Origin of the sequence: Niallia oryzisoli (assembly GCF_036670025.1) — a bacterium.
GTDB classification, from domain to species: domain Bacteria; phylum Bacillota; class Bacilli; order Bacillales; family Cytobacillaceae; genus Bacillus_BD; species Bacillus_BD oryzisoli.
In genome coordinates, this window is record NZ_CP137640.1 from 121,313 (window position 1) to 134,436 (window position 13,124).

Here is a 13,124-nt window from a genome sequence, read left to right on the forward strand (position 1 = left end):
ATCTATCCTGTAAAGGGGGCATTAGGGTATAACCCGGAGAAGAAAAGGGAGGTAGGCCCCTTGCTTGATGTAAATAATTTTGAGTTTATGAAAATAGGTCTGGCATCACCAGATAAAATTCGCTCATGGTCTTTTGGTGAAGTGAAAAAACCAGAAACGATTAACTATCGTACATTAAAGCCAGAAAAGGACGGCTTATTTTGCGAACGTATTTTTGGACCGCAAAAAGACTGGGAATGTCATTGTGGTAAATACAAACGTGTTCGCTATAAAGGTGTAGTTTGTGACCGATGCGGTGTTGAAGTTACTCGTGCTAAAGTACGTCGTGAACGTATGGGGCATATTGAATTAGCTGCTCCTGTATCACATATTTGGTACTTTAAAGGAATTCCAAGCCGTATGGGACTTGTATTGGATATGTCTCCGCGTGCATTGGAAGAGGTTATCTATTTTGCTTCTTACGTTGTAACGGATCCAGGGGATACAACTCTTGAGAAGAAACAGCTTTTATCAGAGAAGGAATACCGTGCATATCGTGAAAAGTACGGAAATAAGTTCCAAGCATCAATGGGTGCAGAATCGATTAAAAAGCTCCTTTCAGATATCGATTTAACAAAGGAAGCCGATATGCTGAAAGAAGAGTTGAAATCAGCACAAGGGCAGCGTCGTACCCGTGCGATTAAGCGCCTTGAAGTAATTGAAGCATTCCGTGGTTCAGGCAATGAGCCATCATGGATGATTCTTGATGTTCTGCCAGTGATACCTCCTGAGCTACGTCCGATGGTTCAGCTTGACGGAGGTCGTTTTGCAACATCAGATTTAAACGATTTATATCGTCGTGTGATTAACCGTAATAACCGTTTAAAACGCTTATTGGATTTAGGAGCGCCAAGTATTATTGTCCAAAATGAAAAGCGTATGCTGCAGGAAGCTGTTGACGCTCTTATCGATAATGGACGCAGAGGCCGTCCGGTAACAGGTCCTGGTAATAGACCTCTTAAATCTCTTTCACATATGTTAAAAGGTAAACAAGGACGTTTCCGTCAAAACCTATTAGGTAAACGTGTGGATTACTCTGGACGTTCGGTTATCGTTGTTGGTCCAAACCTTAAAATGTACCAATGCGGTCTTCCAAAAGAAATGGCATTGGAGCTTTTCAAGCCATTCGTGATGAAGGAGCTTGTTGAAAAGGGATTAGCCCATAATATTAAATCAGCTAAACGTAAAATTGAAAGAGTACAGCCTGAGATTTGGGATGTCTTAGAAGAGGTTATTAAAGAGCACCCAGTTCTTCTTAACCGTGCCCCAACACTGCATAGATTGGGAATTCAGGCATTCGAACCAACGCTTGTAGAAGGAAGAGCTATCCGTCTGCACCCGCTTGTATGTACAGCATATAATGCGGACTTTGACGGTGACCAAATGGCTGTACACGTACCGCTTTCATCTGAAGCGCAAGCGGAAGCACGTTTATTAATGCTTGCTGCACAGAATATCTTGAACCCGAAGGATGGAAAGCCAGTTGTTACGCCATCCCAGGACATGGTTTTAGGAAATTATTATTTAACGCTTGAACGTGCAGGTTATGTTGGAGAAGGAATGATCGTTAACGATATTAACGAAGCGCTGTTAGCGTACCAAAATGGTTATGCACACCTGCATACTCGTATTGCCGTACGTGCAAGCTCGCTTAATAACCCGACATTTACGGAAGAGCAGAATAAAATGCTGTTAATCACAACAGTAGGAAAACTGATCTTCAATGAAATTTTACCTAAATCATTCCCTTATATAAATGAGCCGACTAAGAGTAATCTTGAAATAGAAACGCCTGCGAAGTACTTTGTTGATCCTGGTACGGATGTAAAGGCGCATATTGAAAGTATGCCTCTAGTTGATCCGTTTAAGAAAAAGATATTAGGTAATATCATTGCGGAAGTGTTCAAACGTTTTAAAATCACTGAAACGTCAAGAATGCTTGACCGTATGAAGGATCTTGGATTTAAATATTCTACCAAGGCCGGAATTACGGTTGGGGTTGCCGATATCGTCGTATTAGGTGAAAAGAAAGAAATTATTGATGAAGCTCATAAAAAAGTAGAAAATGTCTTAAAGCAGTTTAGACGTGGTTTAATTACTGAAGATGAGCGTTATGACCGTGTAATTTCCATTTGGAGTGCTGCGAAAGATACAATTCAATCAAAGCTGATGGACTCCTTGGAAAATACGAACCCAATCTTTATGATGAGTGATTCCGGAGCCCGTGGTAACGCATCAAACTTCACTCAGCTTGCAGGTATGCGTGGATTGATGGCCAACCCGGCTGGACGTATTATTGAGTTACCAATCATCTCAAGTTTCCGTGAAGGTTTAACCGTATTGGAATACTTCATTTCTACACACGGAGCACGTAAAGGACTTGCCGATACAGCGTTGAAAACGGCTGACTCAGGTTACTTAACAAGACGTCTTGTTGATGTTGCGCAGGATGTTATTGTCCGCGAGGATGATTGTGGAACAGACCGTGGTTTGCTGATTTCTGCATTAAAAGACGGTACTGAAATTATTGAATCCTTAGATGAACGATTGATCGGCCGTTATACTAGAAAAGCAGTTAAACATCCGGAAACAAAAGAAGTGATTGTACCGGAAAACAGTTTAATAACAGAGGATCTAGCTGTTGAAATCATGAAGGCCAATATTGAACAGGTTTGGATTCGTTCTGCCTTTACATGTAATACCCGCCATGGCGTATGTAAAAAATGTTATGGTCGTAACCTTGCAACAGGCCAAGAGGTTGAAGTGGGTGAAGCGGTTGGTATTATCGCCGCACAGTCTATCGGTGAGCCAGGTACACAGTTAACAATGCGTACATTCCATACCGGAGGGGTTGCCGGAGATGATATCACTCAAGGTTTACCGCGTATCCAGGAAATTTTCGAGGCGCGTAATCCAAAAGGCCAAGCAGTCATCACTGAAATTGATGGTGTTGTTGTAGGTATTAACGAAGGCCGTGATCGTCAGCATGAGATTGTGATTCAAGGTCAATTAGAAACTAGAACATATACAGCACCATATACAGCTAGATTAAAGGTTGCTGTTAATGACCATGTTGAAAGAGGTCAAGAGCTAACAGAGGGTTCTATCGATCCGAAGGAATTAATCAAGGTAAAAGATGTTATGTCCGTACAAGAGTACCTGCTTAAAGAAGTACAAAAGGTATATAGAATGCAGGGTGTTGAAATCGGCGACAAGCACGTTGAGGTTATGGTTCGTCAAATGCTCCGTAAAGTCCGTGTGATCGAAGCTGGTGAAACAGATGTACTTCCAGGTACACTTCTCGACATACATCAATTCACGGATGCTAACGAAAAGGCATTGCTCGAAGGTAAAATGCCGGCAACCGGGCGTCCTGTGTTACTTGGTATTACAAAGGCTTCTCTGGAAACAGACTCCTTCTTATCTGCTGCGTCCTTCCAAGAAACGACGAGAGTTCTTACAGATGCAGCGATCAAAGGAAAACGTGATGAATTACTAGGCCTGAAGGAAAATGTAATAATAGGTAAATTAATTCCTGCAGGAACTGGAATGTCACGTTATCGCAGAGCTGAACCATATACAAACGAGGAAGTATCAGAAAGTCCAGTAACAGTAGAGTAAATGGAGATACAGCACTCCCTTCAAAGGAGTGCTGTATCACTGTTATCTAAGAAGTTCGTATTTATCGGCAGAAACTCAGTACTGCACATATATTTATATAGTTTTAAAAAAAAGCAATAACGATGTTGACATCGTTGACTCGAAGTGATAATATTCTAAAGGTGCTCCTAATACCCGGATACTTTGGAGGATATTTTAATGTCTTATGAAAAAGTATATCTGGCAAAAAGCATTATCATAGGAACAAAGCAAACTGCAAGAGCTCTTAAAACTGTGAGCATTTCTGAAGTACTGGTTGCGATGGATGCGGATCCTAGGTTGACGACGAAAATCGTATCACAGGCAGAAGAAGTAAATGTTCCAGTAACATATGTTGAATCGATGAATAAACTCGGCAAGACATGTGGTATAAAAGTAGGGGCAGCAGTTGTAGCGATTATTAGTTAATAATGTTTTTGTAGAATTGTTCTGCAAAGACTTTGTTTTTACTTTAAAATGGTCCACCTGGATGTGTGGGCTTAAGAAATTTGTGAAAGGAGGAAACTTAAAATGCCTACTATTAATCAATTAGTACGTAAACCACGCCAAACAATCGTGGAAAAGTCAAAATCACCAGCACTTAACAAAGGGTACAACAGCTTTAAGAAATCTCAAACAAACTTAACATCACCTCAAAAACGTGGGGTTTGTACTCGTGTTGGTACAATGACACCGAAAAAACCAAACTCAGCGTTACGTAAATATGCCCGTGTACGTTTATCTAACGGAATCGAGGTAACTGCTTACATTCCTGGTATTGGACACAATCTACAAGAACACAGTGTTGTGTTAATCCGTGGTGGACGTGTAAAAGATTTACCAGGGGTACGTTACCACATTGTCCGCGGTGCTTTAGATACTGCTGGAGTTAACAACCGTATGCAAGGACGTTCGAAATACGGTACAAAGAGACCAAAACCTGCAAAAAAATAATCTAAGATAATAACACTTCTTGAAAGGAGGAAATAATATGCCACGTAAAGGTCCTGTAGCAAAGAGAGACGTGTTACCAGATCCTATTTACAATTCAAAGCTTGTTACTCGCCTGATCAACAAAATGATGATCGATGGTAAAAGAGGTAAATCACAAGCGATTCTATATTCTGCATTTGATATCATTCGCGAGCGTACTGGCAAAGAGCCAATGGAAGTATTCGATCAAGCGCTTAAAAACATCATGCCTGTTCTTGAAGTAAGAGCACGCCGTGTTGGTGGTGCAAACTACCAAGTACCAGTTGAGGTGCGTCCTGATCGCCGTACGACACTTGGTCTTCGTTGGTTAGTAAACTATTCTCGTCTTCGCGGTGAGAAAACAATGGAAGAGCGTTTAGCTAACGAAATTCTAGATGCAGCTAACAATTCTGGTGCATCTGTTAAGAAACGTGAGGACACTCACAAAATGGCTGAAGCTAATAAAGCTTTCGCTCACTATCGTTGGTAAAATTAACTTAATTCTAAAAACATCCTCAAACAAGGAAGGAGAAATACAATATGACAAGAGAGTTCTCCTTAGCAAATACACGTAATATCGGCATCATGGCTCACATCGATGCCGGTAAAACAACAACCACTGAGCGTGTCCTTTATTATACAGGCCGTATCCATAAGATCGGTGAAACACATGAAGGTGCATCTCAAATGGACTGGATGGAACAAGAACAAGAACGTGGTATTACGATCACCTCCGCTGCGACTACTGCGCAGTGGGCTGGTCACCGCGTTAACATCATTGACACACCAGGACACGTAGACTTCACTGTTGAAGTTGAACGTTCTCTTCGTGTTCTTGATGGTGCAGTAGCTGTTCTTGATGCTCAATCAGGTGTAGAACCGCAAACTGAAACAGTTTGGCGTCAAGCAACAACATACGGCGTTCCACGTGTTGTATTTGTTAACAAAATGGATAAGCTTGGAGCGGACTTTATCTATTCATTAGGTACATTGCATGAGCGTCTGCAAGCAAATGCCCATGCAATTCAGTTACCAATCGGAGCAGAAGATCAATTCGAAGGAATTATCGACCTAGTTGAAATGAAAGCAACTATGTATGTAAATGATCTTGGTACTGATATGCAAGAAGTTGAAATTCCTGAAGCTTACAAAGATCAAGCTGAAGAATATCGCGAAAAATTATTAGAAGCAGTTGCTGAGTTAGATGAGAATCTAATGGAAAAATATCTTGGCGGAGAAGAAATTACAACAGCTGAATTAAAGGCTGCTATCCGTAAAGGTACTTGTAACGTTGAATTCTATCCGGTTATCTGCGGATCTGCATTCAAGAACAAAGGTGTTCAAAAAATGTTAGACGCAGTTGTAGATTACCTACCATCACCACTTGATGTTCCAGCAATCAAAGGAACTCTACCAGATTCTGATGAAGTAATAGAACGTCATTCAAGTGATGAAGAGCCATTCTCAGCTCTAGCCTTCAAAGTTATGACAGACCCTTATGTAGGTAAATTAACATTCTTCCGTGTGTACTCTGGTACACTTCAATCTGGATCATATGTACAAAACTCTACAAAAGGTAAGCGTGAGCGTGTAGGACGTATCCTGCAAATGCACGCAAACAGCCGTCAAGAAATCTCTGAGGTTTACGCTGGAGATATTGCAGCTGCAGTTGGTTTAAAAGATACAACAACTGGTGATACTCTTTGTGATGAAAAGAATCTAGTTATTCTTGAATCTATGGAATTCCCAGAGCCTGTTATCCAACTTTCAGTTGAACCAAAATCAAAGGCCGACCAAGATAAGATGACAACAGCTTTACAAAAACTTCAAGAGGAAGATCCTACATTCAGAGCTCATACTGATCAAGAAACTGGACAAGTTATCATTGCTGGTATGGGTGAGCTTCACTTAGATATCATCGTTGACCGTATGCGTCGCGAATTCAAGGTTGAAGCAAATGTCGGTGCTCCACAGGTTTCTTACCGTGAAACATTCCGCCAATCTGCACAAGTTGAAGGTAAATTCGCTCGTCAATCTGGTGGACGTGGACAATTCGGACATGTTTGGATTGAGTTCTCTCCAAATGAAGAAGGTAAAGGCTTTGAGTTTGAAAATGCAATCGTTGGTGGGGTTGTCCCTCGTGAATACATACCGGCTGTTGAAGCAGGTCTTGAAGATTCACTTCAAAGAGGTGTATTAGCAGGATTCCCATTGGTTGACGTTAAAGCTAAGTTATTTGACGGTTCATACCATGATGTCGACTCAAGTGAGATGGCGTTTAAAATTGCAGCTTCACTTGCATTGAAGAACGCTGCATCAAAATGTAACCCAGTTATCCTTGAACCTGTTATGAAGGTTGAAGTTGTTATTCCTGAAGAATATTTAGGAGATATCATGGGTCAAATTACAGCTCGTCGTGGACGTGTTGAAGGTATGGAAGCACGCGGAAACGCACAAGTTGTAAAAGCAATGGTTCCACTTTCAGAAATGTTTGGATATGCAACATCACTTCGTTCTAGTACACAAGGACGTGGAGTATTCTCTATGCACTTTGATCACTATGAAGAAGTACCAAAATCAATTTCTGAAGAAATCATCAAAAAAAATAAAGGTGAATAATTGATTTTACCTATTATTTCAAGTATAACTACTTATGTAAGTTAAGCTGTGGGAAGGGGCCCCTTCCCTGCAGTCATTAAAAATACTTAAACTTTTTTATATTAAAGGAGGATTTTCCTAATGGCAAAAGCTAAATTCGATCGTTCTAAGCCACACGTTAACATTGGTACAATTGGTCACGTTGACCATGGTAAAACTACTTTAACAGCTGCAATCACAACTGTTCTTGCAAAAGCAGGCGGCGGTGAAGCACGCGGTTATGATCAAATTGATAACGCTCCAGAAGAAAAAGAGCGTGGAATCACAATCAACACTTCTCACGTAGAGTATGAAACTACTAACCGTCACTATGCACACGTTGACTGCCCAGGACACGCTGACTATGTTAAAAACATGATCACTGGTGCTGCTCAAATGGACGGCGGTATCCTAGTAGTATCTGCTGCTGACGGCCCAATGCCACAAACTCGTGAGCACATTCTTCTTTCTCGTCAAGTAGGTGTACCTTACCTTGTTGTATTCATGAACAAGTGTGATATGGTTGACGATGAAGAATTATTAGAATTAGTTGAAATGGAAATTCGTGATCTATTATCTGAATACGATTTCCCTGGCGATGATATTCCAGTTGTTAAAGGTTCTGCTCTTAAAGCTCTTGAAGGTGAAGCAGAATGGGAAGAAAAAATCATCGAACTTATGGCTGCAGTAGATGAGTATATCCCAACTCCAACTCGTGACACTGACAAACCATTCATGATGCCTGTTGAGGACGTATTCTCAATCACTGGTCGTGGTACTGTTGCTACAGGTCGTGTTGAGCGTGGACAAGTTAAAGTTGGTGACGTAATCGAAATCATCGGTTTAACTGAAGAGCCAAAATCAACTACTGTAACTGGTGTTGAAATGTTCCGTAAGCTTCTTGATTATGCTGAAGCTGGAGATAACATTGGTGCACTTCTTCGTGGGGTTGCTCGTGAAGATATCCAACGTGGTCAAGTATTAGCTAAACCAGGTTCAATTACACCACACACAAAATTTAAAGCACAAGTATATGTATTATCTAAAGAAGAAGGTGGACGTCACACTCCATTCTTCTCAAACTACCGTCCTCAGTTCTACTTCCGTACAACTGACGTAACTGGTATCATCCAACTTCCAGAAGGCGTAGAAATGGTTATGCCTGGCGATAACATCGAAATGACTGTAGAACTTATCGCTCCAATCGCTATCGAAGAAGGAACTAAGTTCTCAATCCGTGAAGGTGGCCGTACTGTAGGCGCTGGATCTGTTGCAACTATCTCTGAGTAATAACTATTTAATAGAAAACAGATGGGTGACGACCCATCTGTTTTTTTGTATTTTAAATGTAACTTTAAAGAGTAAATGTTTGTACTTGTTTCTTCTTATATATATTAGTTAAAATTTGTATACTGTTCATTTTCCATTCTGACAAAAAATAGGCAAAGGTACCAATCTAAAATCCTTTAATCTTACTTGAAATTTGCTACATAACCCATTATAATAGGAAAAGTGTTCGAGAGAGAGAAAGAAATAATAATTACTGTTGCTTTTCTTAACTCTTTTCTGTATAATAGACAATGTTGGTTTTCGACTGCGATGATGCAGGAGGTTGCCGACACACCCGGCCGCTTTGCCATGGCGAGTGTGTAGGGATATTTCTGCGGAGAATGTCTATTTTAAAATAGGCGATAAAGGAGGGAAAATAATGGCAAAACAAAAAATTCGTATCCGACTTAAAGCATATGATCACAGAATTCTTGATCAATCTTCTGAAAAGATTGTTGAAACTGCGAAACGTTCTGGTGCAGCTGTATCTGGTCCGATTCCGCTTCCGACCGAGAAATCTGTATACACGATTTTACGTGCGGTTCATAAGTACAAAGATTCTCGTGAACAATTTGAGATGCGTACTCACAAGCGTTTAATTGATATTATTAATCCAACACCACAAACTGTTGATTCATTAATGCGTTTGGATTTACCATCCGGTGTTGATATCGAAATTAAATTATAATAAACATAATTAACTAATAATTAGGAGGTGTGACTAATGACCAAAGGAATCTTAGGAAGAAAGATCGGTATGACTCAAGTATTCGTAGAAAATGGTGACCTTATTCCAGTAACAGTTGTTGAGGCTGTTAATAACGTGGTTCTTCAAAAGAAAACAGCTGAAGCTGATGGATACGAAGCAATCCAAATCGGTTTTGAAGACAAACGCGAAAAGCTATCTAACAAACCTGAAAAAGGACACGTTTCTAAAGCAAATACTGCTCCTAAGCGCTTCGTTCGCGAATTCCGCGGAGTTGACTTAGCAGCATATGAAGTTGGTCAGGAAGTCAAAGTTGATATTTTCGCAGAAGGCGATGTAATCGATGTAACAGGTGTATCAAAGGGTAAAGGATTCCAAGGCTCAATTAAACGCCATGGACAATCACGCGGCCCAATGGCTCACGGTTCTCGTTATCACCGTCGTCCTGGATCAATGGGTCCAGTTGCTCCAAACCGTGTGTTCAAAGGTAAATTATTACCTGGTCGTATGGGTGGAGAACAAGTAACTGTACAAAATCTTGAAGTCGTTAAGGTTGATGCTGAACGTAACCTTCTTTTAATCAAAGGTAATGTACCAGGGGCTAAAAAAGCTTTATTAAAAATTAAAAGTGCGATTAAAGCAAAGTAATTAAACTGGAAAGGAGGAAATAAGAATGCCGAAAGTAGATTTATATAGCCAAAACGGTTCAAAGGTTAGTGAAATCGAACTTAATGAATCTGTATTTGGTATCGAGCCTAACCAACATGTGTTATTCGAAGCAGTTGTCATGCAAAGAGCATCACTACGCCAAGGAACACATAAAACTAAAATCCGCTCTGAAGTATCTGGCGGTGGACGCAAACCATGGCGTCAAAAAGGAACTGGACGTGCGCGTCAAGGTTCAATTAGATCACCTCAATGGCGTGGGGGCGGTACAGTATTTGGTCCAGTACCACGCAGCTACAGCTACAAATTACCAAAAAAAGTTCGTCGCTTAGCGATTAAATCTGCGTTATCATCTAAAGTGCTAGATGAAAACTTATTAGTATTAGAAAGCCTAGCTTTCCAAACTCCAAAAACAAAAGATTTTAAAGGTGTACTAAGTGCACTTTCAGTTGATTCTAAAGCACTAATCGTAACTGCTGATCTTGATGAGAACGTAGCACTATCTGCTCGTAACCTTCCAGGAGTAACAGTATTAACTGCTAATGGAATCAATGTACTAGATGTTCTTAATCATGATAAATTAATCATGACTAAAGCTGCAGTTGAAAAAGTAGAGGAGGTGCTTGCATAATGGATGCACGCGATATCATTAAGCGCCCCGTTATTACTGAACGTTCTACTGATTTAATGGCTGATAAGAAATATACTTTTGAAGTTGATGTTAAAGCTAACAAAACTCAAGTTAAAGATGCCGTTGAAGAAATTTTTGGTGTGAATGTTGAAAAAGTAAACATCATGAACTACAAAGGTAAATTCAAGCGCATGGGTAAATTCGGTGGTTATACAAATAAACGCCGCAAAGCGATTGTTAAGTTAACAGCCGATAGTAAAGAAATCGAAATCTTTGAAGCGTAAATTTAAAATAAGTAGAGGAGGGAAATAGAATGGCGATTAAAAAGTACAAACCTACCTCCAACGGTCGTCGCGGCATGACAGTGTCTGATTTCGCTGAAATCACTACTGATAAACCAGAGAAATCCTTACTTCAGCCTTTAAATAGAAAAGGCGGCCGTAACAACCAAGGTAAGTTAACAGTTCGTCATCAAGGTGGTGGCCATAAGCGTCAATATCGTGTAATCGATTTTAAACGTGATAAAGATGGCATACCAGGACGCGTTGCTACAATTGAGTATGATCCAAATCGTTCTGCTAACATCGCGTTAATCAATTATGTAGATGGAGAAAAGCGTTATATCCTAGCTCCAAAAAACCTAGTAGTAGGTTTAGAAATTATGTCAGGACCAGATGCTGACATTAAAGTAGGAAATGCTCTTCCATTAGCAAACATTCCAGTTGGTACAGTTATTCACAACATCGAGCTTAAACCAGGTAAAGGCGGACAATTAGTTCGTTCAGCAGGTACATCTGCACAAGTACTTGGTAAAGAAGGTAAATATGTTCTTGTTCGTTTGAATTCTGGAGAAGTTCGTATGATCTTAGCTACTTGCCGTGCAACTGTAGGTCAAGTTGGTAACGAGCAGCATGAACTTATTCACATCGGTAAAGCAGGTCGTTCTCGTTGGTTAGGTAAGCGCCCAACTGTTCGTGGATCTGTAATGAACCCTAACGATCACCCACACGGTGGTGGTGAAGGACGTTCTCCAATCGGACGTAAATCACCTATGTCTCCATGGGGTAAACCAACTCTTGGTTACAAAACTCGTAAGAAAAGCAACAAGTCAGATAAATTTATTGTTCGTCGTCGTAAAAAATAACGGGGTTGACCTACGGTTCAACGATGGGGCCGTAGAGCAATCACGAAGGGAGGTTCAAATATGGGTCGCAGCTTGAAAAAAGGACCTTTTGTTGATGGGCATTTAATGACAAAGATCGAAAAGTTAAACGAAACGAGTGGTAAGCAAGTTGTTAAAACTTGGTCTCGTCGTTCTACGATCTTCCCACAATTTATTGGGCATACTATTGCCGTTTATGATGGTCGTAAACATGTACCTGTATATATTACTGAAGACATGGTCGGACACAAACTTGGAGAATTTGCTCCAACACGTGCATACAAAGGCCATGGAAATGACGATAAGAAAACAAGACGTTAATGAGAGGAGGGCATTCTAATGCAAGCTAAAGCTGTTGCAAGAACAGTTCGTATTGCTCCTCGTAAAGCTCGTTTAGTCGTAGATCTTATTCGAGGAAAGCAAGTTGGCGAAGCAGTAGCCATTTTAAAACTTACTCCAAAGGCTGCTTCTCCGATCGTAGAAAAAGTATTAAATTCAGCTATGGCAAATGCCGAGCATAACTATGAAATGGACGTTAATAATTTAGTTGTAGCTCAAGCTTTTGTTGACGAAGGACCAACAATGAAACGTTTCCGTCCACGTGCACAAGGCCGCGCTAGCCAAATTAACAAACGTACTAGTCATATTACAATCGTTTTATCAGAAAAGAAGGAGGGATAATTAGTGGGTCAAAAAGTAAATCCAGTCGGTTTGCGTATCGGTGTTATCCGTGATTGGGAATCAAGATGGTACGCAGGCAAAGACTATGCTGATCTATTACACGAAGACCTTAAAGTACGTGAGTATATTACAAAGCGTTTGAAAGACTCTTCAGTTTCTAAAGTTGAAATTGAACGTGCTGCTAACCGTTTAAATATTACTATCCACACTGCTAAGCCTGGTATGGTAATCGGTAAAGGCGGAACTGAAGTTGAAGCTTTACGTAAAGCATTAAACTCACTTACTGGCAAACGTGTTCACATTAACATTCTTGAAATCAAAAAAGCTGACATCGATGCGAAATTAGTTGCGGAAAATATTGCTCGTCAATTAGAAAACCGTGTATCATTCCGTCGTGCTCAAAAACAAGTAATTCAACGTGCGATGCGCGCTGGTGCAAAAGGTATCAAAACAATGGTATCTGGTCGTCTTGGCGGTGCTGATATTGCTCGTTCTGAATCTTATAGTGAAGGTACTGTTCCTCTTCATACTTTACGTGCAGATATCGACTATGCTACAGCAGAAGCTGATACAACATACGGTAAACTTGGCGTAAAAGTATGGATTTACAAAGGTGAAGTCCTTCCTGCAAGAAAGAATACTGAGGAAGGAGGCAAATAATT

The 13,124-nt window shown here is 40.5% G+C and carries 14 protein-coding genes; all 14 read left to right on the top strand.

What is annotated here, in order from left to right:
• Positions 1-60 precede the first annotated feature (60 nt).
• The 14 genes from rpoC (at position 61) to rpsC (ending at position 13,122) form a co-directional block, all read left to right on the top strand.
• Positions 61-3,660, top strand: a complete 3,600-nt coding sequence (rpoC, locus tag R4Z09_RS00615; protein ID WP_338450516.1) for a DNA-directed RNA polymerase subunit beta' — start codon at positions 61-63, stop codon at positions 3,658-3,660.
• 198 nt (positions 3,661-3,858) lie between these two features.
• The gene (locus R4Z09_RS00620; protein ID WP_338450517.1) at positions 3,859-4,107 is read left to right on the top strand and encodes a 50S ribosomal protein L7ae-like protein; all 249 of its coding nucleotides are present in this window, start codon (positions 3,859-3,861) and stop codon (positions 4,105-4,107) included.
• Positions 4,108-4,209: 102 nt separating this feature from the next.
• Entirely contained in the window at positions 4,210-4,632 is a 423-nt protein-coding gene (rpsL, locus tag R4Z09_RS00625) for a 30S ribosomal protein S12 (protein WP_071396721.1), read from the top strand.
• 37 nt (positions 4,633-4,669) lie between these two features.
• Positions 4,670-5,140, top strand: a complete 471-nt coding sequence (gene rpsG / locus R4Z09_RS00630) for a 30S ribosomal protein S7 (protein ID WP_338450518.1) — start codon at positions 4,670-4,672, stop codon at positions 5,138-5,140.
• A gap of 50 nt (positions 5,141-5,190) precedes the next feature.
• On the top strand, positions 5,191-7,269 hold the full coding sequence (gene fusA / locus R4Z09_RS00635; RefSeq protein WP_338450519.1) for an elongation factor G: 2,079 nt from the start codon (positions 5,191-5,193) through the stop codon (positions 7,267-7,269).
• 120 nt (positions 7,270-7,389) lie between these two features.
• On the top strand, positions 7,390-8,577 hold the full coding sequence (tuf, locus tag R4Z09_RS00640; RefSeq protein WP_338450520.1) for an elongation factor Tu: 1,188 nt from the start codon (positions 7,390-7,392) through the stop codon (positions 8,575-8,577).
• A 418-nt stretch (positions 8,578-8,995) separates the two neighbouring features.
• The gene (rpsJ, locus tag R4Z09_RS00645; protein ID WP_071396717.1) at positions 8,996-9,304 is read left to right on the top strand and encodes a 30S ribosomal protein S10; all 309 of its coding nucleotides are present in this window, start codon (positions 8,996-8,998) and stop codon (positions 9,302-9,304) included.
• A 36-nt stretch (positions 9,305-9,340) separates the two neighbouring features.
• Entirely contained in the window at positions 9,341-9,970 is a 630-nt protein-coding gene (rplC, locus tag R4Z09_RS00650; RefSeq protein WP_338450521.1) for a 50S ribosomal protein L3, read from the top strand.
• 25 nt (positions 9,971-9,995) lie between these two features.
• Positions 9,996-10,619, top strand: a complete 624-nt coding sequence (gene rplD, locus R4Z09_RS00655) for a 50S ribosomal protein L4 (protein ID WP_338450522.1) — start codon at positions 9,996-9,998, stop codon at positions 10,617-10,619.
• Positions 10,619-10,903, top strand: coding sequence for a 50S ribosomal protein L23 (rplW, locus tag R4Z09_RS00660; RefSeq protein WP_071396714.1), 285 nt, complete (start codon positions 10,619-10,621; stop codon positions 10,901-10,903). Before rplD ends, rplW begins: the two co-directional genes overlap by 1 nt.
• A 29-nt stretch (positions 10,904-10,932) precedes the next feature.
• On the top strand, positions 10,933-11,763 hold the full coding sequence (gene rplB, locus R4Z09_RS00665) for a 50S ribosomal protein L2 (RefSeq protein ID WP_338450523.1): 831 nt from the start codon (positions 10,933-10,935) through the stop codon (positions 11,761-11,763).
• 60 nt (positions 11,764-11,823) lie between these two features.
• A complete protein-coding gene (gene rpsS, locus R4Z09_RS00670; RefSeq protein WP_338450524.1) occupies positions 11,824-12,102 on the top strand; it encodes a 30S ribosomal protein S19 in 279 nt (92 codons plus the stop codon).
• A gap of 18 nt (positions 12,103-12,120) precedes the next feature.
• Positions 12,121-12,462 (top strand): 50S ribosomal protein L22, encoded by a 342-nt coding sequence (gene rplV / locus R4Z09_RS00675; RefSeq protein ID WP_071396711.1) that lies wholly within the window; start codon positions 12,121-12,123, stop codon positions 12,460-12,462.
• Between the two features lie 3 nt (positions 12,463-12,465).
• Positions 12,466-13,122, top strand: a complete 657-nt coding sequence (gene rpsC, locus R4Z09_RS00680) for a 30S ribosomal protein S3 (protein WP_338450525.1) — start codon at positions 12,466-12,468, stop codon at positions 13,120-13,122.
• Positions 13,123-13,124 lie beyond the last annotated feature (2 nt).